The sequence below is a fragment of the Microbulbifer sp. SH-1 genome (assembly GCF_011326135.1).
Taxonomy (GTDB): domain Bacteria; phylum Pseudomonadota; class Gammaproteobacteria; order Pseudomonadales; family Cellvibrionaceae; genus Microbulbifer; species Microbulbifer harenosus.
This window is the reverse complement of the sequence record NZ_CP046948.1, coordinates 3915620-3939742: the sequence shown is the minus strand read 5'-3', so window position 1 is coordinate 3939742 and position 24123 is coordinate 3915620. Positions and strand designations below refer to the sequence as shown.

25 protein-coding genes are annotated in these 24123 nt (G+C 52.9%); 16 read left to right on the top strand and 9 right to left on the bottom strand.

Annotated features, from left to right (window positions below):
* Positions 1-28 precede the first annotated feature (28 nt).
* The 4 genes from GNX18_RS16270 to GNX18_RS16255 all read left to right on the top strand — a co-directional run bounded on the left by GNX18_RS16270 (position 29) and on the right by GNX18_RS16255 (position 3261).
* Positions 29-802 (top strand): nuclease-related domain-containing protein, encoded by a 774-nt coding sequence (locus GNX18_RS16270; RefSeq protein WP_166219433.1) that lies wholly within the window; start codon positions 29-31, stop codon positions 800-802.
* An 89-nt stretch (positions 803-891) separates the two neighbouring features.
* Positions 892-1713 (top strand): hypothetical protein, encoded by an 822-nt coding sequence (locus GNX18_RS16265; protein WP_166219431.1) that lies wholly within the window; start codon positions 892-894, stop codon positions 1711-1713.
* A 115-nt stretch (positions 1714-1828) separates the two neighbouring features.
* On the top strand, positions 1829-2896 hold the full coding sequence (locus GNX18_RS16260; protein WP_166219429.1) for a serine hydrolase: 1068 nt from the start codon (positions 1829-1831) through the stop codon (positions 2894-2896).
* Positions 2897-2961: 65 nt separating this feature from the next.
* Positions 2962-3261: a hypothetical protein gene (locus GNX18_RS16255; RefSeq protein ID WP_240914046.1), complete on the top strand. Its 300-nt coding sequence runs from the start codon at positions 2962-2964 to the stop codon at positions 3259-3261.
* A 139-nt stretch (positions 3262-3400) separates the two neighbouring features.
* On the opposite strand, the gene GNX18_RS16250 is transcribed toward GNX18_RS16255, so the two are convergent.
* The gene (locus GNX18_RS16250) at positions 3401-3709 is read right to left on the bottom strand and encodes a helix-turn-helix domain-containing protein (RefSeq protein ID WP_166219427.1); all 309 of its coding nucleotides are present in this window, start codon (positions 3707-3709) and stop codon (positions 3401-3403) included.
* Between the two features lie 83 nt (positions 3710-3792).
* On the opposite strand from GNX18_RS16250, the gene GNX18_RS16245 reads away from it, so the two are divergent.
* The 3 genes from GNX18_RS16245 (at position 3793) to GNX18_RS16235 (ending at position 6041) form a co-directional block, all read left to right on the top strand.
* Positions 3793-4605, top strand: coding sequence for a hypothetical protein (locus GNX18_RS16245; RefSeq protein ID WP_166219425.1), 813 nt, complete (start codon positions 3793-3795; stop codon positions 4603-4605).
* Positions 4606-4851: 246 nt separating this feature from the next.
* Entirely contained in the window at positions 4852-5616 is a 765-nt protein-coding gene (locus GNX18_RS16240; protein WP_166219423.1) for a hypothetical protein, read from the top strand.
* 56 nt (positions 5617-5672) lie between these two features.
* A complete protein-coding gene (locus GNX18_RS16235) occupies positions 5673-6041 on the top strand; it encodes a PH domain-containing protein (RefSeq protein WP_138234543.1) in 369 nt (122 codons plus the stop codon).
* A gap of 336 nt (positions 6042-6377) precedes the next feature.
* Here GNX18_RS16235 and GNX18_RS16230 read toward each other — a convergent pair whose 3' ends face one another.
* On the bottom strand, positions 6378-7331 hold the full coding sequence (locus GNX18_RS16230; protein WP_166219421.1) for a peptidyl-alpha-hydroxyglycine alpha-amidating lyase family protein: 954 nt from the start codon (positions 7329-7331) through the stop codon (positions 6378-6380).
* Between the two features lie 95 nt (positions 7332-7426).
* Here GNX18_RS16230 and GNX18_RS16225 point away from each other — a divergent pair, with 95 nt between their 5' ends.
* Together GNX18_RS16225 and GNX18_RS16220 are read left to right on the top strand one after the other, a co-directional pair.
* Complete coding sequence (locus GNX18_RS16225) at positions 7427-8323, top strand: LysR family transcriptional regulator (RefSeq protein WP_166219419.1); 897 nt, start codon at positions 7427-7429, stop codon at positions 8321-8323.
* Positions 8324-8573: 250 nt separating this feature from the next.
* Entirely contained in the window at positions 8574-11054 is a 2481-nt protein-coding gene (locus GNX18_RS16220) for a hypothetical protein (RefSeq protein ID WP_166219417.1), read from the top strand.
* Between the two features lie 610 nt (positions 11055-11664).
* Here the strand turns inward: GNX18_RS16220 and GNX18_RS16215 are convergent.
* The 4 genes from GNX18_RS16215 to GNX18_RS16200 form a co-directional block, all read right to left on the bottom strand.
* The gene (locus tag GNX18_RS16215) at positions 11665-12306 is read right to left on the bottom strand and encodes a hypothetical protein (RefSeq protein WP_166219415.1); all 642 of its coding nucleotides are present in this window, start codon (positions 12304-12306) and stop codon (positions 11665-11667) included.
* Between the two features lie 69 nt (positions 12307-12375).
* Complete coding sequence (locus tag GNX18_RS16210; protein ID WP_166219413.1) at positions 12376-12582, bottom strand: hypothetical protein; 207 nt, start codon at positions 12580-12582, stop codon at positions 12376-12378.
* Positions 12583-12958: 376 nt separating this feature from the next.
* Positions 12959-13363 (bottom strand): GFA family protein, encoded by a 405-nt coding sequence (locus GNX18_RS16205; protein WP_166219411.1) that lies wholly within the window; start codon positions 13361-13363, stop codon positions 12959-12961.
* Positions 13363-13983: a glutathione S-transferase family protein gene (locus GNX18_RS16200; protein ID WP_166219409.1), complete on the bottom strand. Its 621-nt coding sequence runs from the start codon at positions 13981-13983 to the stop codon at positions 13363-13365. The genes GNX18_RS16205 and GNX18_RS16200 overlap by 1 nt, the downstream gene beginning before the upstream one ends.
* Before the next feature lie 111 nt (positions 13984-14094).
* On the opposite strand from GNX18_RS16200, the gene GNX18_RS16195 reads away from it, so the two are divergent.
* The 6 genes from GNX18_RS16195 (at position 14095) to GNX18_RS16170 (ending at position 20271) form a co-directional block, all read left to right on the top strand.
* Complete coding sequence (locus GNX18_RS16195; RefSeq protein ID WP_166219407.1) at positions 14095-15072, top strand: YafY family protein; 978 nt, start codon at positions 14095-14097, stop codon at positions 15070-15072.
* A gap of 143 nt (positions 15073-15215) precedes the next feature.
* Positions 15216-16607, top strand: a complete 1392-nt coding sequence (locus tag GNX18_RS16190) for a hypothetical protein (RefSeq protein ID WP_166219405.1) — start codon at positions 15216-15218, stop codon at positions 16605-16607.
* 215 nt (positions 16608-16822) lie between these two features.
* On the top strand, positions 16823-17740 hold the full coding sequence (locus tag GNX18_RS16185; RefSeq protein WP_166219403.1) for a hypothetical protein: 918 nt from the start codon (positions 16823-16825) through the stop codon (positions 17738-17740).
* A 216-nt stretch (positions 17741-17956) separates the two neighbouring features.
* On the top strand, positions 17957-19222 hold the full coding sequence (locus GNX18_RS16180) for a DEAD/DEAH box helicase (RefSeq protein WP_166219401.1): 1266 nt from the start codon (positions 17957-17959) through the stop codon (positions 19220-19222).
* A 38-nt stretch (positions 19223-19260) separates the two neighbouring features.
* A complete protein-coding gene (locus tag GNX18_RS16175; RefSeq protein WP_166219399.1) occupies positions 19261-19707 on the top strand; it encodes a DUF1294 domain-containing protein in 447 nt (148 codons plus the stop codon).
* Between the two features lie 150 nt (positions 19708-19857).
* Positions 19858-20271: a VOC family protein gene (locus tag GNX18_RS16170; protein ID WP_166219396.1), complete on the top strand. Its 414-nt coding sequence runs from the start codon at positions 19858-19860 to the stop codon at positions 20269-20271.
* A 140-nt stretch (positions 20272-20411) separates the two neighbouring features.
* Here GNX18_RS16170 and GNX18_RS16165 read toward each other — a convergent pair whose 3' ends face one another.
* From GNX18_RS16165 to GNX18_RS16155, 3 genes are all read right to left on the bottom strand, one after another.
* Positions 20412-21041, bottom strand: a complete 630-nt coding sequence (locus tag GNX18_RS16165) for a glutathione S-transferase family protein (RefSeq protein WP_166219394.1) — start codon at positions 21039-21041, stop codon at positions 20412-20414.
* Positions 21042-21125: 84 nt separating this feature from the next.
* A complete protein-coding gene (locus GNX18_RS16160) occupies positions 21126-21476 on the bottom strand; it encodes a YciI family protein (RefSeq protein ID WP_166219392.1) in 351 nt (116 codons plus the stop codon).
* 46 nt (positions 21477-21522) lie between these two features.
* Positions 21523-21966 carry an SRPBCC family protein gene (locus tag GNX18_RS16155; protein WP_166219390.1) on the bottom strand — a complete coding sequence of 148 codons (444 nt, stop codon included), beginning with the start codon at positions 21964-21966 and terminating at the stop codon, positions 21523-21525.
* 548 nt (positions 21967-22514) lie between these two features.
* Here GNX18_RS16155 and GNX18_RS16150 point away from each other — a divergent pair.
* Positions 22515-24071, top strand: coding sequence for an ATP-binding cassette domain-containing protein (locus GNX18_RS16150; protein WP_166219388.1), 1557 nt, complete (start codon positions 22515-22517; stop codon positions 24069-24071).
* Positions 24072-24123 lie beyond the last annotated feature (52 nt).

The following is a 24123-nucleotide window of genomic DNA, read 5'->3' as shown; positions in this document are numbered from 1 at the left end:
ATTAAGTCTTGACTTAACGAAATTAAAAATGAATTTCGATCCACTCATCAATCAAGTACTGTCGATAGCATCCTGGCTAGTTCCTATAGCCATGATCGCCAGCATCTTGAAATCACCTTGGTTCAAAGGATTCTGGGGTGAGGTACTGGCCAAATTTTTTGGCCGATTACTTCTACCCGCAGGCGTATATCGACGAGTACACAATGTTACGCTGGAGACCCCGGGCGGCTCCACGCAGATAGACCATATCTTTGTGTCACGCTTCGGCATTTTCGTAGTGGAAACCAAGAATATGCAAGGCTGGATTTTTGGTGGCGAGAATCAGGCACAGTGGACCCAGCGGATCTATAAAAAGTCATTCAAGTTCCAGAACCCTCTCAGACAGAACTACAAGCATGTAAAGGCGTTGGAAGCGCTGCTTGATGTTTCCACAGATACCATTCACTCCGTAGTGGTATTTGTCGGGAATAGTACCTTTAAAACACCGATGCCAGCCAACGTCACCAAAGAAGGCGGTTATATCCGCTACGTTAAATCATTCACGACACCAGTGCTTACCGAAAACGAAGTTGAGGCCATTGTTGACCAGATCCAATCCGGCCGCCTTGCGCCCACACGGGATACGCATCGGCGACATGTGCAACAACTTGAAGCCCGCAATAATCCTTTGGCGGAAAAGCTCTGCCCAAAATGTGGGTGCAGAATGCTCAAGCGCACCAGCAAGCGTGGTGCGAATGCGGGCAAGAAATTCTTGGGCTGTTCGGCATTTCCAGATTGCAGAATGGTTCAACCATTAACATGACCCCATAAATGGACACAGGTATTGATACCGATTTGAGTTCCATCTTAGTAAATTCGCACATTCTCCTGCTGTAATCTCAAGGAAGAAAAATGCAGAAATTATTCTCGCATCCGATTTACCAGTTTTTTGTCAACATCGCTCCATGGGTAGCGCTTTTTCTGCTTTGTACTTCTTTCGAAGCATTCATGAATCCAGCCCCAGAAAAGCACAACCTGATTCCAATAAGTGGTTCAGTACAGAAAATCGGCAAGAGCAGCGGAGTAATTCGCACCGATAGCGGCAACCTTGACGTCAGTTACGATTGCCTCTGCAACCACAAATGGGGCGAAAAGCTGTTTGAAAAAGATATGCGGGTTACGGCCCTTGGCAAGCCGGAAGGCGACAGTTATCGCCTCTGGGATCTAACCATCGACGGCCAGCAGATCATTGCCTATGAGGATGTGGCTCCGAAAATTCGCAGCAAGCACGAAAATGCAATGCGCTACGCCTTGCCGGCGATGATTCTTTTTTCGCTGTTATCTCTGCAGCTGCTTTACAAAAAAATTCAGGAACGGTCTCTCGACAAAAACAAGAGAGAGCTTTTTAAACTGCTGGATCAGTTGGACGATGACAAACTGAGTGATGACCAGCGTTTGGCGGTACTTCCTGAAATACTCAAGCATGACATTGGGGATATTCTTGGTCCCCTCGAGTATATGGCCATGTGTAACATCAATAGCGATTTCTTCCTCATCCGTATCGGCACCGTACTGGGTGAACTTTGGTCAACACTCGAAGTCGAGCAAGTAGACAGCATTACCCTCGTCCAGCCTGCTGCCAAGCGTGCGGCGATGAAAGTACTCAAGGACAAGGCGCCCGCTCTGAATAATGAACTGGATTCTACTGGTGCACTTCGGCTGGCTACCGATTAAGCGACCGCTCGGGTTCAAGACGTGAATTTGAACTCGGCCTCAATAGCAGTTGCAGGAAGTACCTGCATCAGCGCCGGCAGGACGGGGTAACCCCGAATATATAAGGAGATAGCCATTGTATCCGTTCAGAGCACTTCTGCTGTTGCTCGCCCTGCTGTCACAGCCGGGGCTGGCTATTGATGAGCCCGCACAGGCGGCACTTGATCGAACGCTCGCCGAGTTAAGAGCCGGGTTTCAGATTCCGGCACTGGCGGTATCGGTGATCGCTTCCGGGGAACTGGTGTATGCGGGCGGTGCGGGTTACATCGATGAAGATCGGCAGTTGCCGGTCACCAGCGAGACTACGTTTCGTATCGCATCTATTTCCAAGCTTTTTACCGCGCAATCCATCATGCAGCTGGTGGAGGCAGGAAAACTAAAACTGTCCGACCCGGTATCAAAGCATCTTCCCTTGTTCGAGGGTTCCCCTATAACCATCGTCCAACTGCTCACCCATACTGCGGGAATCAAGGATGCAGTACGGCCTGTGGACACTTCACAGCGTCGTTCGCAAGCCGATTATCTGTCGCTGATAGTGGCTCAAGGCACGCCTGATACTGCCGTTCATAATTTCGAATACAGCGATACCGGATTTAACCTGCTGGGAGCCATCGTCAGTGCGGTGTCCGGTATGCCCTTCGATCAGTATGTGGAACAACACATACTGGAGCCCAGTCATATGCGACACAGCGGCTACTATGATGGTCAGCATGGTATAGCACCCTCTGCACAGCCAACCTATCAGGGTAAGGTTCTGACTCAGGCGCAACGGCGGGCTTTCGATCCTGGCTTTTATCCCAGTGAAGGATTGGTCTCCAGTGCCGGAGATCTGGGTCTTTGGCTCAGCGCCACACTGAACCAGGACGACAGTATTCTGACCGCGCCCAGTTATGCGGAAATGCTGCAACCACGTGCGGACACGCCATGGGGAGATGTCCAGGTTGCACTGGCATGGCAGGTCTATAAGAAAGACGACAGAGTCGTAGCCCAGCACCTGGGTAGTCTGCGCGGGTACAAGTCGCTGCTGATCAGTTATCCACAGGAACGCAACGGTATCGTAGTGCTGACCAATGCGGCGGAGGTGCCACGGTTTGAGATTGCCGAGAAATTGATGCAGGCCTTGCGGAGCGCGGGCGTCTGGTAGTACGGCCTGTACTCTGTTGTACTCAACCCTGTTACACTCGCGACAAAATATGTCTCGGAAAAATTATGCAAGAAGAAATTCTAAAGGTGTTTCTCGCCAACCAGTGGCTGACCATACCGATATTCATCATCCTGGTAATCGGTATTACGCTCTTCTGGTTCGGTGGCCTGATGGCTGCGCTTACGGCGTTGGGTAACAACCGCTGGGGTTGGGGCTTATCGGCGATTATTCTCGGTCCGATAACGGGATTTCCATACTCCCTAATTTACAAGGAAGCCTCATACCCGAAATCACTGATGATCAAAGGCTTGATCTTCCTGCTGGTAGGGCTGGTGCTAGGACTCATTGCATGGGCAATTGCCTGAGTGGAATCAGTAGTAAATTCTGTTGGCGGTGTCCACCACTCCGCCACATGGGGCTAGGATGCAAATTTTCACATAACATCAAAACAACAACTAGCAAGACCATGATCATGCCGCTGGTACAAAGATGTACATCGAGGGCTTATTTTTCAAGGTCTATGTTTTTCGCTATCTCTACAACTCGCGCTTTATCTTTTGCAGACAGCCGATGGAAATACAGTAGCAACTCCGCTGTGGCGTCGTCTTTCGCATAGAGATACTCAACCGGCACTTCCAATACCTCGGCGAAGCGCTCTGCCAGTGGATACCCGAGCGTATGAACCCCACGCTCGTACTGGCTCATCCGCGCACTGACCGACATTTCATCTATGCCGGCCAGAATACCGAGACGCTCTTGAGAGAGCCCCAGGCGTGATCGAGCTTCTTTTAGCCGCTTCCCAATAACAGACATTTAGCCGCTGTACAAAGCTTAAGACAGGTTTAGATTTTGCTTGTCCGACCACTAAGTATTACTTAGCATGGTTATCACAACACTTGAAAGCGGAGATTCCCTTAAAACCGCACAAGGGTTGGACGTACTCGCATATTGGCAAACTCTGGAAAACAATGAATCGAAATCACGGAACCGCCATTGCGGCGAAATCAATTCTGATACTTCTAGCATCTCTCGGATCATCCGATATCTGGGCGAAAGAAAAATATCTCTGTTTCGAGGGGATCTCTGATAAATCCAGCATGCTCTGCTACCAAAACACCGTCGACTCGGAGCGAGAGGCGGTTGTAAAGCATGCGGTTGATCGGTTGGGCTTGAAGTTGGACAGGAAAGAACCTCTAGAGCCGCTGGCAACCATGGGGCCTGACATGGCCAACTTCTACACGCAGGATAAATTTGAAGCCTCGCTTCGAAAGCACTTCCCCCTGCTCGGTCGTAATTCCATTGCACACATCGTGCATCACGGCGAGAGTTCCGCCCTTCTTCTAACAGATGGATCACAGCTCCTGTTCGATCATGAGAAGCAATCATTCATATTCGGCTTCAATGAGCCACCGTCTCTAGCCGGCCTGGCATACTATTACGGACGCGGCAGTAAACCCGGTACTTGGGCGGAGGAACTTCCCATCTCCAATTGTGCCCTTACCCGGGAAGGAATCACCTTTGTTGCACCGGCGCGTGAAAACCTGCTTTACAGCCAAACCGGGTCATTCTGCGCTTACGATGGTTATTATTTCAAACCGATTGGAGGTAAACTCGAAGTCCGTAAGGTGGATCAGATCGGACAGGGGCAAAGTCTGATCAGCGTAAATGGTCTCGCCCCAATGTTGGAATGGCTCAAACAGAGTCAGTAATTTTATGGAACGCGCGATTTTAACGACTTGGCGTGATTTATAACTTCTGAAAGCGGCGCATCGAAAGAAATTGCCTATTGCGAAGCTGGATGCTTCAGAAGCCAATCCGCGCCCCAAGGTTTTGTATCAGCGACTAATCTTTACCGAGAAACATAACAAAAAGCCCACGCAAAGCTTGACGGAAAAACGGGATCTTATGTGTAGGGAAATCCTAGGATCAACGCCAATGTGACAAAGGAAGACGCTATGGCCGGTAATAACAATTTTCAATCCCTGCGCGAGTTTTCACAGAAGGTTTATAAGTTTCAACAGGGAAAATCTATTTTCGCGTTGGATCCCCATGGAGAAATAAATGGTGGAGCCATCAACCATGTCGCGTTGCCGAGTGATCAGTTCAATCTAATCAAGGGTGGTGTTTGCGCATCCTTAACCTGCGCCTGGCTTAAAGAAAAGCAAACCAGCGGGAACTCTTTCAGGGGAAACTCCGCCGGCGGTAATATCCACACGGGTAAAAACCTTGATACTGTGGCTGCGGCGGCAACATACCAGATTGAGTACGTATCTAATTTTCAGAAAAACTCCCCTATTAAACTATACGGACTCAAGCCTCTTTCTTACCCAGATGGTAACGATGTCCTTGTAACTAAAATGACGCCCTTCCAACGGACAACAATGAGCGGTTATGTAGAACGCGGATTTTTGCGTGAAATCGAGGTATTGCCTTCTATATTAAATGCTTGCGAGCGAGAACATCTTAAGATGGGCCGCGGTGTTTATATTAGTTTTACCTTGCGCTCTACTGTCGAAGGCAAGCAGGGAGGTGGCCATGCGGTGGGAGCCTACCGAAGCCGCGGCGATAAACTTTACTTTTTCGATTCAAACTGTGGCGTTTACCATGTAGCCGATCCTTATAGTTTTTTTGACGCATGGATAAACTGCTATAAAAATATAGGCTATGAAGTTACCATCAATGAAAATAACGGCAACGGCTTTACCTACGTCAAAGGGTAGCCTGACTTGCCGTATGTTGTTCAATGACTGCGCAAGACCCAGGGAGCCGCCAAGAAATGATCGATTTCAGTAATAAGAGCGTATTCAAGCTCAAACAGAATTCGGACTTCGCCGAGAAGGTGGCACCGCTGCTTCTGGATGGTGAAGAAGTGCTGGACTCGTTCAAATCCATGCGCGACGGCGTGGTATTTACGAGCAAACGTATCATCGCGTTGAATGTGCAAGGCCTTACCGGTAGCAAGAAAGATTTCACTTCCCTTCCCTACAAGAATATCGTGGCCTGGTCGGTAGAAACCTCCGGCACATTCGATATCGACAGCGAGCTGGAGATGTATTTCTCTGAAGTTGGCAAGGTGCGTTTCGAGTTCAGTGGCAAGTCACGGCTCGTGGATATTTCGCACTATATTGCGCGCTATGCGCTGTGAACACAGTGCCGGGCTGTATTGAAGCGCAAAGCGGCAAATCATTTCTAAAATGGAATCAGGTACCGGGATACACTATTTGAATGTATCCCGTGAGCAAAGCCTCGAACCAGACAAATATACGTCGCGTCGGCACTCCAGACCTGGTTGGTAGGGTAATCGGAACTCCGCGCAATAGACATGGGTACGCCCTTGTGCTTTTGGTGCTTCTTACTGGTCGCCGATCCTGAAACCATACCCGCTTAGACCTATTTCGCCGTACTGGCGATCTTTATCACCCTCGTTATCCTTGCTTGGTCTAGAACGGTGTGCTGGTGTTTGCGCTGGAGCCGGGGTGGATTACCTGAAAGTCTGGGTGCGCCAGTTCAGCAATTCGCCGACATAGACCACACCCTGATTGTCGACAGCCAAGCCGTGCGGAAAGCCGAATTCCGACTCACGTTTGCCCCACTTTCCAAAACGCTCGATCACAACACCATCCATGCTCACTTTGTTGATTTCACCACTTCTGGCGTCGGTCAGGATCAGTGTGTTTTCATCATAGCGTTCCAACTCATATGGGTAACCGATATCCCGCCACTGATTGATGAAATGACCGTCGGTGTCAAAAATCTGGATGCGGGCGTTCTGCCGGTCAGTGACGTAGATCCGATCCCGCTCGTCAATGTAGACAGAGTGGGGAAAATTGAATAATCCAGCCTCTTCGCCTTTGTGCCCCCAGGTGCCCAGTAGATTGCCATCCGCGTCGTACTTAACAATCCGAAAGTTTCCGCCGTCAGCCACGTAAATATTGCCATTGCTATCCAGAGCTACGTCACTGGGAGCGTTCAACAAGTTAAGTTGGTAACCGTTATCAAACCAGCCGGTCCCCGGAGAGTCGCGACGTCCCAAGATCAGATGGATCTTACCCTCTATATCCATTTTGAGCACCTGGTGGGTCTCCTGATCAGTGGTCCAGATATAGCCTTCCTTATCGACAGATAGTCCGTGCGGCATTTTGAACAATCCGATGCCCAGTTCGCGCTTGAAATGGCCCTTCCGGTTGAAGAGCATCAGCGGATGCAGGCCCCGATTGAAAACTACAAGATCGCCGGATGGCATAAACTCCAGCCCCGCGACTTCACCGAGATACCAGTTTTCTGGCAATTTCAAGTCAAGCAACTCGGTGCGGCTGGTATCCACAACGCCGGCAAGGCTCGGAGCACAAATTGCTGAGCAGATAACAGCCGCAGCAATGTAGGCTACCTGCAACGCCTTATTGACGGGATTTCTTTTCTTAAGCTTTAGTATCATCAGACAGTCTCCAATAGTTGTGGCGCTAGTATGGGCCCCATATAATTTCCGATTAAGGTTTGTTACGGAATTTGATATTTTCCAGCAAGGAATCAATGGATAAAGATCTACTAGCACTATTGCGTGTGTTTTGTGCAGTGGCTGAAGCTGGAAGTCTGTCAGCGGCAGCGGATCGCCTGGATGTACAGCCCCCGGCGATCAGCAAGTCATTAGCCAGGCTGGAAACGCTGCTTGGCAAGCGGCTCTTCAACCGCACGACGAGGGCAATTGAGATTACGGAGGTGGGGCGATACATCTACGCTGAAGGTCTCAAACAGCTTCTGGCGCTGGAGGCGTTAGTAGAAAATGTCGGTGCCTTTGATCAAGCGCCGGCCGGAACCCTAACCATTACTGCCAGCTCAACCATTGGAGAATACTTGATTGCCCCGTCGCTGGCGGATTTTGCCCGGCAATTTCCGCAGATAGGGGTAAACCTGCTATTCAGCAATACGATGCTGCGATTACCCTCTCAAAATATTGATGTTGCCATTCGCAGCAGCCAGGTCTTGGAAGATTCGACGTTAACGTCCCGAAAACTATTTGAAGTAGCCAGGGTAGTAGTAGCGTCGCCAACTTACTTGGAAAGAGCGGGCACTCCGCAGGAGCCGGAGGAAATCACCCATCATGCCTGCCTGAATTTTCGGCACAGAGAGTTGTACGATCAATGGGATTATGTTCATGACAACATCCATCATGAACTTGCCACTCGCACCGCCTACAGCGCAAACAGTTATGCGACCTTGAAGACCTTGTGTCTGACCGGCATGGGTGTGGCCAGGCTTTTTGAATATCAGGTCAAAGAGGAGTTAAAACGGGGCGAGCTAGTGGCTATAGCAAGGCATGTGGACTGGGGAAGACAAGCCATTCATGCTGTTTATCATGGCAGGCTAGCGGATTCGCCTAAAGTCCAGGCCTTTCTTACACATTTTTGCGCACAAGGCGGGCAGAACTGAGATCGAAGCAAATTGGGCCAGGTCAATAATCAAAGAAGTTCAAAGTCAGTATTCTGCCCCAATTCACGCACTCATTATTCATTGCTCGCTGTGATCACATCGCATTTGCCAGTAGTGGCGTCCATTTCATCAAACTAGCGCTGTATGAGCTGGTTCTCGTGCGCCATTTATGGTTTTCTGCCAATCAAATAGTCAACCAATCAATGTTGGAAAATAAATGTGCGAAAACGGATTTTCAGGAAAGGGGTTTTTGTGGACCCTGCTGTTGTTGCTTACCGGTTGCGGCGGCGGGGGGTCGAGTTCCAGCGGTCCCGGGCAGAGCAGCGGTGGAGATGAGCCGCCGGAGCCCTCCCAGTTTACAGCCACTCCACAGCAGCTGCGCGATCGGGTCGCCATCGACAGCGCCCCGGCAGAAATCACTCTGGAAAACACACCGCTGCTCTCCGGAAGCTTCTATGAGTTCTACGCGCTTGCGCAAGAGCTCTACTATACCTACTTCGACGAATATACCTGGGGTTTTAATTCCCTTGATGTCCAGAATGGTGTTTTCGACTGCCGCTATGGTGGCTCCCTGGAAATGCGTTACTCCGAAGGAAATACCGTCTTATCCGCATTTTACTCTGACTGTGTGGAGAGCCTCCCGGGGATCGAGGGGCCGGTAACCCTGTCCGGAGCGGAGCGCCAGAGCTTTCTGTGGGATGAAGCTGGTGAGCGCTATATGCGGCACGAATACGACGGTTATCGCATAGTCGCCGATAGCGGAACCCTGGCTATAGACGGAGTTACCGAACTCTTCAACTCGCGCATCGACGGACGCCCGGGAGATGTGCTGCTGGACCTCTCCATTCGTGACGACAGCGGCTTCCATATCCGCGCGGAAAACCTGTTGTTCGACCTGTACCGGAACCAGTACGGGGTCTACTTCCATAATGTGATTGAAAGAGTTTCCGGTACCCTTGAGTTTTCCGACGGGAAGGTAGAGATTCTGCACTCCGGTACGGAGCCGCTGGCGCTGCGCTTTAGCGGTGCTACTGAAGCCGCTGCCAGTATGCTCGTGGGGGGCTGGTATCCCAACAACATGTATATGCAGTTGGGCTTTGATGGCGATGGGGATGGCTATCGGGATAACACCCTGTTTGCCACGCTGGATGAGTACCTGGAGGAGCCATTTGCCAGGGGCGGTCTCGCAACACCGCTGTTGCGAGGCTCCAGCCCGAATAGGGCGGAGGATGTGGAGAACCTGGGAGCTACTCGTGCCGGTTTTGATGCAGCGCCCTTCTTCCGCGACCCCGGTGGAAACCTGTTGAATTATTCCGCGGCACTGACAAAAGCGGAGGAAGTACTGGGAGATAAATTATCCGATCCCCGAGAGGAGATCGAGGTTCGGGAGTCTGTCGACTTTCAGCTGGAACAGGATCACGCGGGCCATTTTGTTCTTTCCTCGGAGATCCAAAGTCCGTTGCTGGTGTACACCTTTGAGATGACGGCGCGCAATCGTCACGGCGAAGTTTCCGAGGAAACACTGCTGGTGGAAATGCCCGTATACCTGGACACGGATGGGGACGGAAATCCGGATCTGTTCGATTCGGATAAGGATGGTGACGACGTCAGCAACGACGATGATCCTTGGCCAATGGATCCTTCTAAATGGCGGGATACGGATGGCGATGGCATTGACGACAACGCCGATGAGGACGACGACGGGGATGGTGTCGTGGATACCGATGACGTTCAGCCCCTGGATTTTCTTTGCAGTATCGAAAGCGATACGAATGGGGAAGTGTGCCTGCAGCGAGTAGTGCTGGGCAGCGGTTACGATCGACGCAGCGCCTTTATGGGTAGCGACGGCATCGTCTACTTCTGGCACTCCGATGTGCAGGATATGTATCGCTGGGACTCCAAGAGCGGGCACTTTCTTGAGCCGGTAGATATGAATCCTGGTGCCCTTGGTGAAGTATATTATTCCGACAAGAATACGCTCATCAACACGCCCTTACAGGATGCGATCTATGTGCTTTTAGGCTCATCGTTTCAAACCCGGTTTATGATGCGAATCGACCTGACCGACAGACTTGCAGAAACACTCTTTCTCGACGAGGAAGGCTTTGCTGCCCTGGAACTGGGGATGCAAAGCCGAGTTTTTGATCATACCGGGTCTGCCCTGATCTTAGGCTCGGCCTTCAGAACAAAGCGTAACTATGTCGCCGTCGGGCGAGATGGAGAAGTGCTTGATCGCTACGTCAGTGAAGTGCCAAGCGACTATGCGGCAAGTGATGACATCAATTTCCGATCGCACGATCTTGGCCCATTCTGCACCAGCGGCTTCTACTTCGACACGGAAAGCGGCACTTTTGTTGCCAACGACAGCGGAGATCCGCAGGCTGATCCCTGCAGACGCACACTTGATGACACAGGCACTTGGCCCGCAGTGTCTACCGATGGCCAGCTGGCCCTGACCAGCGAGGGCATCATTGATCGCTTCCAGAATATGGTGGCGGAAGTTCCGGGTCTCTCTCCCGCGACGACTACCTGGTTTGGTGAGCACCTCTACCATCTGGATCGGGAAGCAGGCCGCCTGGTGCGCTACTCTCCCGCCGGTGAGCCGCTGGGCCAGATGTCGATCCCCAAAGCCGGTTACAACGATTACCTGATGGTCGCTGGTGATCACTTGGTGTACTTCGCTATCAACCAAGAGAATAACCATATACTGATGCTGCGCTACAAAGAGTAGCGTAGGCGCGCGCTTGCCAGACATTTATCCCCTCTTTTACATACCAGCTGGTGCGAAGCGGCGGCGCAGCACTTGCTGGGCCGCCAATTTCTTCCACATAGCCTTTGCCGAACGAGCACACGCCGCAGTGTTTGCAGAACAGGTGGTGTCCCTGCTTGCTGCTGAGGAATATGCAAGTAACACTTGCGAGTTAACAGGTTTTTGAGAAGTAGATGACAACGTAGGCGCCGCAGGCTTTACCTGAACCAGCCAGGCGTGTAGATGATCTGATGAAATTACTCGGCTTCAATATGGCGGTAGGAAATGGCTATATACCTGAACGTTGCTGTGCCATTTTCCTATGCATAAGGATGATTACCGGCTGAACGTGTCAGAGCACCACTAACCTAGAATATGAAGAGAACAAAATATTACTTGCGAAGTCATTTGCAGAGAGACGCGACAAAAGTTCAACTATCGAAAAACGCGTACTCGTTATGAGAACCAGGCTGGATTTCCAAGGTTCCCTATCTATGGCGCCACTTATGAAATCCCTTTTAAATCTTCGGTTTGACGAAAACCTTCATACGCTTTATGGATAACATTCTAACTTATTCGCGAATTTTTAATTTTAGAAATCGGTTACATCCTGCGTTGTCTGCATTTGAACTACGCGCGCTATTCGCCGTGCAGTACCGCCATAGCCAGGCGCGGTGAGGACTACGGTGTAAACCTGCCCGGACTGTTCGAACGCACCGTAGAATTCCGGCGCCTCCCCCCTGATGTTAAGCATATTCGTTGCAGGGAGATTGGGGCCCACAGGATTGAATGCTGCAATGGGTTGTATTTGCTGCGTATTGACTGCATTACGCCAAGCCGCCTTCGCTTGGAGAGAGGCCGGGGTATCAGGAGCGGTATCAGTACCTATATGACCGGCGTAATCCACACCTTGGAAACGAAAAATGACAAGCCAACAGCCACTCATTCTCCCGGTCAGAATATCCGCCCCCGCTAGTGGCACACAGCTTACCTTACCGATAATCCAAGGCAGCCATCGAAAGGTGCGGTGTGCTTTATTTCCATGAGCACCCGCGACGATCTGACTGGATCGTTTACGATGGAAGAAACTTCCGATATTTGTCGACTGCTGAATATTGTAATTTCGGTTTGGCACAGGGGAAAAATCGTTGGGAAAGTTCTGGTTTACCCCGGAAGGAGCTTGATCGAACGGAGGTAGGGTAAGGTGACGATCGCGAATTAATTTATGTAACATGGTTCACGTCCTTTGTTGACAATTTGGCCTTAAACGTTCCAGTTTAACCCCAGCCCGATAGAAGTATTTTCAAGAAGGTAGAACTGGCTTTTTTCGCTTGATAACATTCCCCTCTTCATCCAGTTTTTCATAAAAAAAATCTCCTGTTTCCGGGGCTTGTGACAGGACTTCCAGCCCAGCCTCCAGGCTTTCCTTACGGGCTTTAAGGCCAGCCTCAGATGCAATTTCAGCGATTTCACCCATCGAAAAGCCATCAAAACTACGTTTTTTAGACATTTTCGCACCCTTTAATTAAAACTTCGTCAAATCCGCCGACCAGTAAACTTCATTTTTGTACCAATTGATCTAAATCTACTTGAACGGCACATCGATAAAGACGGTTTTTATCCCATAGAGTTATTAGCTTTGCAACCAAGGAGGAAAGTAATAGTTCTAGCAGGAAAATGAGATGCTAACCAACCATGTCAAGAAAGGAAATCAGCAGGTGCGGTTAGTTAAATTCGTGTCAGAGTGGAATATTTATCGGAATAGAAATCTGAATGCGGAATTCTGAGATAGATGAATTTCGAGTCACTAATCCGCCAGGCGCAGTCCATTGCACTCTGGCTGATAGAAAGTGGCGACCCAACACTTAGTCGAGCCGCCCAGATGGTCACAGGTGGCGGGTTTCCGCTGGTGCGCTAAACCAATTGTCGTTGCGCCCATCGAAATACTGAATCGGTGCGTCGATCAGTTCCTGCGGGGTGACATTGTCCAGTGAGGACACATAGATGGCGACAAAGTCACCGCCAATTTCTTCCACATAGCCTTTGCCGAACGAACGCACGCCGCAGTGTTTGCAGAACAAATGGTGTCCCTGCTTGCTGCCGAACTGATAGTTGCTGAGCGCGTCTTCCCCTTGCAGCAGGCGGAAGTCCGCCGGCTTGATCATCGCGCCCCACTCGCGGGTCTTGGTACAGATGGAGCAATTGCATTTGCCTGTGCCGGCACTGAGATCTATATCCGCTTCATATTTCACGGCGCCGCAGTGGCAGCTGCCTTGGTAGGTCTTTTTCATCAGGCCTTCTCCACCAGTGCGTCGTCTTTTTCCATGGCGCGGCGGTAGGTGTCGCGGTCGGTGACTCGCTTGGCGTAGTCGATGAATTCGATGCGCTTTTCAATAGTGCCAAAATTCAGGCCCCAGTTGATCTGCGCTCCCACATAGACGTCGGCAGCGGTAAAGCGCTCGCCGGTGACATAGGTGTGGCCCATAAACCAGTTGGAGAGATTATCGAGCACTGCAGCGTAGCTACCGTAGCCCACCATCATCTGCTTTTCTGCATCCGGCTCCACGCCGAATGTCTTGGTGTCGATAATTGCCGATTCCAGCGGCCCGGCGGCAAAGAATAACCAGCGATAATAGCTGGCGCGCTCCTCGGGCTTAGGTGCCAGTCCCGCTTGCGGGAAGGCTTCCGCCAGGTAGGCGCAGATGGCCGCGCCTTCAGTTACGACCTCACCGCGGTGGACAATGGCCGGCACCTTGCCCATGGGGTTGATCTTGAGGTAAGCCGGCGCTTTCATGCTGCCGCCGTATTCGAGTACTTCCGTTTTGTACGGCGCACCCACTTCCTCCAGCATCCAGCGCGCAATACGACCACGGGACTGGGGGTTGGTATAGAGGATGACTTCATCTTGCATAGCAGCTCTCCGTTGCTCATGGGTTGTTTGGGGGCTTGTGGCCCGAGTGCGAGCACTGTAAATGCTAAATAGGCTATATTCCGCCCTAATAAATCTGGCGGGATGAAATTTATGTCGAATCCGACGACGCGTGTATTGGCGCTACTGGAGCTGCTGCAGAGCAATGGCAATGCCAGTGGTAGCGAGTTGGCACAGACATTGGGCGTGGATGGCCGCACCCTGCGCCGCTATATCGCGACGCTGGAAGAGATTGGTATACCACTGACGAGCGAACGTGGGCGACACGGCGGCTATCGGCTGGTATCTGGCTACAAACTGCCGCCAATGATGTTTACCAACGACGAAACACTGGCCATCTCCCTTGGCCTGCTGGCGGCGCGCAGCCTCAGTGTAGGCGAGATATCCACCGCTGCAGCCAGTGCCCAGGCAAAACTTGAACGGGTGATGCCTGAGAAACTGAAACAACAGCTGCGTGCACTCGACAAGAGTGTCACGCTGGATCTGGTACCGAGCGCGGCACCGGAGAGTGCCACGCTGGCAACTCTGGCCGCCGCCACCCAGAACCGGTGCCGCACGGTGTTCGACTACGTTGGCGGCAGCGGTAAAGGCAACGGCAAGGACGACGGGAACCAGGAAACAACACGGCGTGAGTTCGACCCCTATGGCCTGGTGTTCCGCCGTGGCCGCTGGTACGCGGTGGGCCACTGCCACCTGCGTGCCGAGCTCCGCACCTTCCGCCTGGACCGTATCCAGCAGCTACGTCAACTGGAAACGCCCTTTCAGCGACCCCAGGACTTCGATGCCGCCGCCTACCTCAACTTCAGTTTTGCCAGTATGGACTCAGGCTACGAAGTAGAGCTGCTGCTGCACACGGACCTTGCGAGCGCCAGCGCCGTACTCGGTGATGAGCTGGGCCTGCTTACGCCTAAAGGGGAGGCTGTGCTATGGCGCGCCCACACCGGCTGCCTGAACTGGCTCGCTTCCCAACTGGTGCGGCTGCCCTTTGCGTTCGAGATTCTTACGCCATCTGCCCTGCGAGATGAGCTGCATCGCCATGCGGAGAGACTATTGACGATGACGGCAGCGTAAGTTGGCAGGCAGGATGGGGTAGCCATATCCATCTATAATCAGCAATCCTGTATAGTCAACGCACATGACAATAACCATTTGATCGGAATTGCGGGAGCGATCGCCTCCATCGCGGTTTCGCTTTGCAAACCGGAATCCCGCTTATGCTGCCTGGCCCTATTAGTTCCGATATTCTCGGTATCGATTCCCACACCGTCAAAGACCTTGAAATATTCGAGTCCGATACTGACGATGCCAGCCTATTCGATTTCTGTAATCGAACGCGATCCGTCGGTGGCGCGGTGGTTTTACGGCGGCGTATGCAAAATCCCTGGGCCAGTGGCGAGCGTATTGAATTCACCCAACAGGCTATTCGCTATATCACAGAGTGGCGCGCACTGTTCAACCAGATGCCTTCCGTGTATGCAGTTGAAGGTACGCAGAACTATCTGCAGGAAATTCTGCCAAATCTGGACTTCCGCAACCGGTTGGATTTTGTTCTGGGTGCCTTTCAGGTCTGGGCCAATCAAGACAGTCACTATTTCAGCATTGTGCGCGGTGCCCAGGCGACCTGCCGATTAATTCAGGCGCTGAGGGCATTTGTGACACAGCCGTCCCTGAAAAAGCCGCCCGGCGAACTGGGGCCGCTGTTGCAACGATTGCGCGCGCACTTGTCACGTCCGAACTTCCGATTGATACCCGACTATGATGTGGGCGCCTGGGGCACCTGGAAAATGCTCAAACTCGACCAAATACTGCGCGTTAAAGAGAAGGACGCCCTCAACCGCCTGCTGGCAATCAACTATGAACTGGAAGCACTGGTATCCATGGCCGATGCCACCTGCGAACACAACTTTTCTATACCCGAAATCTGCACCGGCCAGATGCAGGTTGAAGCCGAAGGCCTCTACCATCCGTATCTCGCTAACCCTGTCGCCAATCCTGTTGCACTCAACCAGCAACACCGCATCCTGTTCCTAACCGGACCCAATATGGCCGGCAAGACCACTTATCTGCGCGCCTTTGCCACCGCGCTCTACCTCGCCCACCTGGGGATGGGCGTACCCGCACAGACGTTTCGCTTTGTGCCGGTGCAGTGGCTATTCAGCTCCATTTCGTTGACCGACGATTTGCGGCGGGGCGTCAGCTACTTCCGTGCGGAGGCGCTGCGCGTTAAAGCAGTGGCTGAGGCCGTGGCACGGGGGGAGCGGGTCTTGGCGCTGATGGATGAACCCTTCAAGGGAACCAACGTGAAAGACGCATTCGAAGCATCCTTGGCGATCCTCGAGCGTTTCTCCAGGCGGGACAATTGTCTATTCATGTTTTCCTCCCACCTCATCGAACTCAGCGATGATTTGCAACGGCTGCACAACCAGGTCGACTGCCGCTATTTCGAGGCGGTGGAGACAGGCGAGCGGCTGCTCTTTGATTACCGACTGCGCCCGGGTATTTCCGATCAACGGCTAGGAATGCGGGTATTGCGGGAGGAAGGGATATTCGATCTATTGGATCCGAATTCAGATACGACATCGGTAACGCTGCAAACAGCGTTGTGATTTGCCGCACGGGTGAAATCCTGATAACCATTTTTCCCATCCAGCCACCTAAGTAAATATCCAAGTAATAACCTTAGAGATTTGCACGCCACCGAAATCCAGACGCAAATTGCGCCACCAACTAGGTAAATTTCTTCCGTGGCGGAAAAGTGCCTGGCGCACTTTTCCACTCAGCTAGTATTAGTAGAACGATGATTTTCTAGCACTCGACACTTTTGAAAACTCTATTTTCAGTACTTGTTTTAATGTTCTCAGACTTGGTTAGTGGTGAAGTTTTGGCTACTCGTCGAGAAAATCTGGACAAGGTGGCGATATATGATCGCTTTAGATTTTTTTACGCCTTGCAGGGAGTGGATGCACTGCCAGCCGAACGGCATGTGGACCTGGATAACAGCGGTACCCCGGATTATATAGAGAGACTGGCGCAGCGATTCATACGGGTAGACAAGTTCTACAGAGAGGAGGTGGGGCTGATATCGCCGTTGGATGGCGATCGGTACCGGGGACACGCGCTGTATATTGATGTAAACCTGCTGAACCTACCCGCCCACAAAAATGGCCCGATGAATGGCATCGCCTACGATGGCACGCCGAAGCTTGACCGGGCTGCGGCAGGCGAAGACTCGGTCAACGTTCTGTTGATTGATTTATCCGCTTCGCTCAGCTGGGAGAACCGGTCTGTTGAGCACGAGTTGTTTCATCTTTACCAGAACGGATATACCTATTTCAAAAATCCCTGGTATACAGAGGGGACCGCCAGGTGGTCTGAGTTTGTGATGAATGGCCGTCTTGGCCCCGGGAGCACGCTTCCTCGCACCAGTACTCAACAGCGAGAATTATTCAGTAAAACCTATGCGGCAAACACGTTTTGGAACGAACTGATACTGCGCTGTGATAGAGCGGATGTTGGAAAAAATTTCATTAGAAAGTTACTGGAGACGCTTGGAAAACTGGACCGCATTGCCGCGAAAGATAGAGGTATAAACAGCACAAACTGGGAGGAATCGGAACAGCGGAGCAAGAAGAACGATCCGTATATATGGCGCGCGGTGCTGGAAACAATAGAGGGCATGGAGTACCCGGTTTCCAGCGATAAAGAAATGAATGCTCTGTTTGATTTGTCTGGCCTATAGACCGGGCCGGCCAGACTTGCCATTCGGATACCACCCGTCGCAGATGGACTAGTTCTCGCCGAAAGCGAGCCCCTGCCCCGATTGCGAATTCACAGTCGCTGGCTCCTGTGCCCCAGGGCTCAAAGACTGCCAACTATTCTGTACATTGCTGTTACCATGCCGCGCTAAAACCAGCCGCCGATCCATTATCGGCCAACGCCCGTACAGAGAACCCAGATGACATTCCGTACCTTAGGATTGAGCAACCCGATCCTGCAAGCCCTTGAAGAGAAAGGCTACTCAACCCCCACCGAGATCCAGCGCAAGGCGATCCCCGCCATTGTCGAGGGCCGGGACGTGATCGCGACTGCGCAGACAGGCACAGGTAAAACCGCCGCGTTTGTGTTGCCGATACTGGAAGCACTGCGCGGTGAGCGCAAGCGGCGCGCCAAACGCTTCCGCGCGCTGATTCTGGTGCCCACCCGCGAACTGGCGATGCAGGTGGAAGAGAATATCCAGCTGTACGGAAAGCATCTGGCGGTGACCTCCATGAGCATGGTGGGCGGCGTTGACCTGGAGCCCCAGAAGCAGCAGCTGATCGAAGGTGTGGATATTGTGGTGGCCACGCCGGGTCGCTTGTTGGACCTGGCCCATCAGCGCGCCCTCTATTTTGATGAGCTGCAAGTGGTGGTGCTGGATGAAGCCGACCGGATGCTGGATATGGGGTTTATCGACGACCTCAACAAAATCATTGCGCGCCTGCCCGCACAGCGCCAGAGCCTGTTGTTCTCCGCAACCCTGTCGAGCCAGGTGCGATCGCTGGCGAAATCTGTTATCGAAGATCCCTTCGAAGTATCCATCGCCAGCCATCAGAAAACTGCACCCAGAATTACTCAGTGGCTGATTGCGGTGGACAAGCACAATAAGTCGGCATTACTCAGCCATCTGGTGAGCGAGCGCAATTGGACCCAGGCGCTGATCTTTATCCGCACACAACACGGTGCGGCAAAGTTGGTAAGCCAGCTGGAGAAGCGCGGTATTGCGGCGGAATCCATTCACGGTGGCAAGAGCCAGGCGTCGCGCACGCGGATACTGGAAGACTTTAAATCCGGCAAGATCGGTCTGCTGGTGGCGACCGGGGTTGCGGCACGCGGCATTGATATTGATGGGCTCGCGCGCGTGGTCAACTATGACATGCCAGACGATGCCGACGAATACATTCACCGCATCGGCCGCACAGGACGCGCCGGCTTTTCCGGCGAGGCGGTGTCGCTGGTCTCCAAAGACGATTTCAAACGGCTGTGCGCGGTCGAGCGGCGGCTGGGGAGGATCATCGACCGCGTGACGATTGAGGAATTTCCCGTGGTGAAGGACCTGCCGCCGTCGAATTTAAACTTTTCACCGAAAAGTGGTAAAAGCACTGGCGACATTAAGAAACCGCGCCACGCGACCAAGCCCGCGCAGCCTGCCAGTAAAACACCCTGGGGAGCCATTAAAAAATGATCGACTTCGACAACAAAAGCACCCCGGTGTCAGGATAGATGTCGCGCTCGGGAAAGACGAAGGTAAAGCACAAATCAGCGGGCACTAATGCCGGCAGTTCGCGCCCGCTGCTGGTCGGCCTGGCCTTTTTTGGTCTGGTGGTCGGCTCGACGACGCTCGGTAAATTGCCTCCGTTGGTGCCAATGCTCTACATCTTCATGAGCCTGCTGACCTATCTGCTTTATTTCCTCGACAAATCCGCGGCGCGCAATGGCAGCTGGCGCACCAGGGAAAGTACTCTGCACTTGATGTCACTGTTGGGCGGTTGGCCCGGCGCCTTACTGGCGCAACAGCGGCTGAGACACAAAACCCGCAAGCAGCCATTCAGGTTCATCTTCTGGTTTACCGTGCTTGGCAACCTCGGCGCTTTGATCTGGTTGCACTCCGCTGAGGGCTCTGCCTCACTGCAAGCGCTGTTGGGTCACCATAGAGACTTCCCTTTTTGAGGCCGTTGCACAAATGACGACTGAGACACGCTTCTGAGTATCTCAGCACTATCCGCCAAAAAAATTTTCCGTTACTGTCGATTTTCCACTGATTGCTGCGACTATTGTGTATCAACGCAATCCTGTGTTGACTCTACCTGAGGAATTGCTATGTCCAGAATGATGTTCGTGAACCTCCCTGTTGCCGATCTGGGGAAATCCATCGAGTTTTTCTCTCAACTCGGCTTCGAGTTCAACCCACAGTTCACCGATGAAACGGCCACATGCATGATTGTTGGGGAAAGCAACTTCGTCATGCTCCTCACCCGTGAGAAGTTCAGCGGCTTTGCGCCCGGTCTTGAAATCTGCGATACCGGCAAGAGCACCGAGGTGCTGGTGTGCCTGTCTGCGGACAGCCGCGCGGAGGTCGATGCGCTGCTCAGCAAGGCCGTAGCAGCCGGCGGCAGTAACTTCCGCGAGCCGGAAGATTATGGCTTTATGTATGGCCGCTCCTTCCGGGATCTGGACAGACATATCTGGGAAATCATGTGGATGGACCCCGCCGCCGTGCAACAGTCCAGCTGATTGTCGGAAAGATATATCGCCACCTGGTGACATACTGCCCTTGTCCTTAATAGGAAACGCTCCAGACCTGTCGCGCTGCAATAGAACTTAACGGCGATAGACAGGTCGGGAGCGTCAATAAGGGTCAGGAGGCGCGCCGGCTACTGGGTCTCCATAGCCGCGAACCCCTCGGCGAGGGTCATCGGCGCTGCGGGTCGGGCGTACATGGATTTCAGGTAATTTTTCAAATTCGGCGTGTCTTTGAGCAATTCCTCTTCATTTGCCCAGTCGAGGGTGTAGGCGGCATTAAAGTCGGCAACACTTACCCGGTCTCCCACCATAAATTCGCGATCCGCCATGTGCTTCTCCAGCACGGCAAGCATTGCTGAACACTCCTGCTTAGCGAGCTCGACATCCTGAGGTATTCGTTTGCTTTCCGGGTACACGAAGGTGTGACGAGCAATACGCCACAACGGCTGCTCGATTTCGGTCATCAGAAAGAATATCCAGCGGTGCATCTGTCCTCTATCTTCCACCGTATCCGGAATAAAGCCAGCTTCAGGATATTTATCCGCCAGGTAGAGCTGGATGGCAGCGGATTCGGTCAACACATGCTCCCCATCGACTAGCACCGGAACTTTAGCGGCGGGGTTGAGCGCAAGGAATCTGTCCTCCTGACACTCGCCGTTGGCAACATCTATGGGCAGCATTTCGTATTCCACGCCCAGCTCATTGAGCAGCCAGATTACACGCAAAGCACGGGTTGGAGGTGTTCCGTATAGTTTGATCATTATAAGCTCCACATATTTTCAGCTGTGGCTTGGTCGAGGTCTGCCGGCAATTGTCACTGCGGGCGAACCTCGGGGCGGATGGAATCACGGTGTAGGAATGGGCATGCACTCCATTACTTCTACACAGTCGCCAGGAAAGATGCTGAAATGCGGATGGTCTTCGAAGAGCTTCGCGGCTTCGTCGTGGGTTTCCGCTTTTATGATGACGTAGCCGGTCATCTCGTTGCGGACATCGGCGATACCAGTGGCGTCAATACGTTTGGTTTTGCCCAGCGGGCCGCCCTCGGCGACAAGAATATCGCTGTGTTTTTCCATCCAGCCGCCCCAGGCAGCCATGCCTTCCTGTATACGCTGCTGACGCTCGTCTTCCGACAGGTTTTCCCATCCTTTCATTGAGTCCGGGGCGCCGAGATACATGGCGAGGAAGTTTTTCATGTTTTCTCCTTAGGTTATTTCTACGGTTTACGGTGCGAAACAATCGTCATTCTCTAATTTCCGGCTCCACCAGGCGGGCCAGTGCCGCCAGGGATTCCTGCCAGCCGAGATAGCACATTTCTACGGGAATCACGTCCGGGATGCCTTCCTGAACGATACTGAGTTCGGTACCGCAAGAGACGGCCTTCAGCGTGACGGTCACATTCATGGTGCCGGGCAGATTTGGATCGTCGAAAGTATCGACATAGCGAATCAGTTCGTTCTCCACCAGTTCTTTGAATTCACCGCCAAAGGAGTGGCTCTGCCCGGTGGTAAAGTTGGTAAACGAGGCCTTGAAAGTGCCGCCCACCTTAGGCTCCAGGTGCTCGTAGATGGCGTAGAAACCGTCTGGCGGGCACCATTTGGCCATGGCATGCGGGTCCATAAAGGCGCGGTATACCCGCTCGGCGGGCGCCCGCAGGACGCGGTGTAAACCTACGGTGCCAGTCATGTTATTTCTCCTGATGTTTTTCTATGGATTCAACCGGCGCTGCCACCGGCCTGGTTTTTTGTCCTGTCAGTTCCCGCGCGAGGCGTGAACCCTCAAGCTGCAGCGGACCGGTAAGATCCTGCCGTTTGAAGTTAGTCGAATGGCGCTGGCGAAATTCGACAGATCTACGATTTTTTTGAAAATTTTTTCAGTCAGGCCCGCTGGCCCCCGATTTGGCTGGGCACAATACCCGGAATATGGAGGTAACCCACGCCCCCAAAGTCGAACTGATCACGTCGCGACAGAAGGAAACCCATGCGTCACATTGCGCATTTCGCCGGATTTCGCTACTCTTCCCGTCCACTCCATTTCCCACTCAGAGACGCCTTACGCCGATGAATTAACCCTGCACTACACCGGACACCGACTGGCTCCAGCCTGGAGCTATCTGATTCCTGTGGCAGGCGGCGCATGGCCATTCCAACGCTCTCTTTCCCGAGACCTATTTCGCCCAGGTTTCCGGGCAATACCACCCGATGCGCTGCCCGCTCCGATCCCCGGAGGGGCCTATGACAACCATCTGTAACATACACAACATTAGCCTGACTCTGGACGGGCATTCTGTTCTCGACAATCTCAGTGCCAACCTGCCAGCGGGTCTTTCCGGGCTCGTTGCACCCAATGGTCGCGGAAAGTCGGTACTGTTGAAACTGCTATCCGGGCACTGGCGCCCGGACGATGGCGGAATCGAGTGGCGTCGCACATTCTATGTCGTTGATCAGCTGGAGCGCTTGCGGGGGCACAGATTGGTGGACGCGCTGTACTGCGGCGAATTGTTCGACTGCTTCCAGCGCATTGAAGCCGGTTGCGGTAGCGAATCGGACCTCGTCGCTGTTGCAGACTACTGGCACCTCCCCGCGTTGTGGCAGCAACAACTGGATAGCGCGGGCCTGCATGGTCCGCTGGATGCGCCGGTTACAGAATTGAGTGGAGGACAGCGTACGCGGCTCGCGCTTGCCGCGGCATTTATGCACCGGGAGCACTACCTGTTACTGGATGAACCCAGCAATCACCTGGACAGACATGGACGTGCCTGGCTGAGCGCACAGCTGCGCGCACATCCCGGTGGCGCGCTGGTTGCCAGTCACGACCGTGAATTACTGGAGTGTATGGACAACCTGTTTGAGCTCGGCGAATCCGGCCTTAGGCACTACGGCGGTAATTACAGTTTCTACCAGCAAGTTCGCTCCGCGGAGCTTGCAGGACTGGAGCAGCGCCTGGAAAACACACGCAAAGAAATCCAACTCACGGAACAGCAGCAGCAGAAGGCCTTGCAGCGTGCGGCACAACGACAGCGCCAAGGAGAGAATGATCGAGGCTCACAGAGCAAGCTGCTTCTCGACGCCCAAAAAAACCGTGCCGGGAACAGCCTCGGCAAACTAAAACAACAGCATTCTCATCGGCAGGCTCATCTGCAGCAAAAATTGGCCGATGATAAAAGCCAGCTTGAACAGCATCGTATCCAGCGCCTGGCAGTGACCAGCTCGGGGTTGCGCGGTGGCATCCGCTTGCATCTGGAAAATCTGCGTTTACCGTTCGGCAGCCGGAAACCGATCTCATTGACCTTGCACAGTGGTGCCCGCTGGCATATCAATGGTGCCAATGGCAGTGGAAAATCCACTCTACTGAAAGTGATCAGCGGGGAAATGCGGCCGCAATCGGGTGAATGTCATGTACACGGTACCTGTCTATACCTGGATCAGGATTTCACGCTGCGGGATATTCACTGTTCGGCACTGGACAACCTGTTGCGCCTGCATCCGGATAAGGATGCGACCTACTGGCGTACGGCACTGGGCAGCATGCGACTTCGCGGTGAGTTGGCGCTTCGCCCCCTGAATACATTAAGCGGCGGGGAGCGCTTAAAGGTCGCGCTGCTCGCCGTCACCCGCGGTGCGCAGGCGCCGGACCTATTGCTGCTGGACGAACCAGATAATCACCTGGACTTGGATTCACGCCAACTGCTGGAAGGCGCACTGCGGGAGTATCCGGGTAGTTTCCTCATTGTTTCTCACGACCCGGTCTTTTTGGCGGCCGTTGGTGTGAATGGCGAACTGCCCCTTTAACAGACGCGGTATTGAAAATTCTTTCTGTTAAAAAAGGGCTGCGGTGATTTCC

Excerpts from the sequence above, each read along its gene's own strand:
- GNX18_RS16270 (WP_166219433.1), top strand. The coding sequence starts at position 29 with ATGAATTTCGATCCACTCATCAATCAAGTACTGTCGATAGCATCCTGG.
- GNX18_RS16265 (WP_166219431.1), top strand. The coding sequence starts at position 892 with ATGCAGAAATTATTCTCGCATCCGATTTACCAGTTTTTTGTCAACATC.
- GNX18_RS16255 (WP_240914046.1), top strand. The coding sequence starts at position 2,962 with ATGCAAGAAGAAATTCTAAAGGTGTTTCTCGCCAACCAGTGGCTGACC.
- GNX18_RS16250 (WP_166219427.1), bottom strand. The coding sequence starts at position 3,709 with ATGTCTGTTATTGGGAAGCGGCTAAAAGAAGCTCGATCACGCCTGGGG.
- GNX18_RS16240 (WP_166219423.1), top strand. The coding sequence starts at position 4,852 with ATGGCCGGTAATAACAATTTTCAATCCCTGCGCGAGTTTTCACAGAAG.
- GNX18_RS16235 (WP_138234543.1), top strand. The coding sequence starts at position 5,673 with ATGATCGATTTCAGTAATAAGAGCGTATTCAAGCTCAAACAGAATTCG.
- GNX18_RS16230 (WP_166219421.1), bottom strand. The coding sequence starts at position 7,331 with ATGATACTAAAGCTTAAGAAAAGAAATCCCGTCAATAAGGCGTTGCAG.
- GNX18_RS16225 (WP_166219419.1), top strand. The coding sequence starts at position 7,427 with ATGGATAAAGATCTACTAGCACTATTGCGTGTGTTTTGTGCAGTGGCT.
- GNX18_RS16215 (WP_166219415.1), bottom strand. The coding sequence starts at position 12,306 with ATGTTACATAAATTAATTCGCGATCGTCACCTTACCCTACCTCCGTTC.
- GNX18_RS16210 (WP_166219413.1), bottom strand. The coding sequence starts at position 12,582 with ATGTCTAAAAAACGTAGTTTTGATGGCTTTTCGATGGGTGAAATCGCT.
- GNX18_RS16205 (WP_166219411.1), bottom strand. The coding sequence starts at position 13,363 with ATGAAAAAGACCTACCAAGGCAGCTGCCACTGCGGCGCCGTGAAATAT.
- GNX18_RS16200 (WP_166219409.1), bottom strand. The coding sequence starts at position 13,983 with ATGCAAGATGAAGTCATCCTCTATACCAACCCCCAGTCCCGTGGTCGT.
- GNX18_RS16195 (WP_166219407.1), top strand. The coding sequence starts at position 14,095 with ATGTCGAATCCGACGACGCGTGTATTGGCGCTACTGGAGCTGCTGCAG.
- GNX18_RS16190 (WP_166219405.1), top strand. The coding sequence starts at position 15,216 with ATGCTGCCTGGCCCTATTAGTTCCGATATTCTCGGTATCGATTCCCAC.
- GNX18_RS16180 (WP_166219401.1), top strand. The coding sequence starts at position 17,957 with ATGACATTCCGTACCTTAGGATTGAGCAACCCGATCCTGCAAGCCCTT.
- GNX18_RS16175 (WP_166219399.1), top strand. The coding sequence starts at position 19,261 with ATGTCGCGCTCGGGAAAGACGAAGGTAAAGCACAAATCAGCGGGCACT.
- GNX18_RS16170 (WP_166219396.1), top strand. The coding sequence starts at position 19,858 with ATGTCCAGAATGATGTTCGTGAACCTCCCTGTTGCCGATCTGGGGAAA.
- GNX18_RS16165 (WP_166219394.1), bottom strand. The coding sequence starts at position 21,041 with ATGATCAAACTATACGGAACACCTCCAACCCGTGCTTTGCGTGTAATC.
- GNX18_RS16160 (WP_166219392.1), bottom strand. The coding sequence starts at position 21,476 with ATGAAAAACTTCCTCGCCATGTATCTCGGCGCCCCGGACTCAATGAAA.
- GNX18_RS16155 (WP_166219390.1), bottom strand. The coding sequence starts at position 21,966 with ATGACTGGCACCGTAGGTTTACACCGCGTCCTGCGGGCGCCCGCCGAG.
- GNX18_RS16150 (WP_166219388.1), top strand. The coding sequence starts at position 22,515 with ATGACAACCATCTGTAACATACACAACATTAGCCTGACTCTGGACGGG.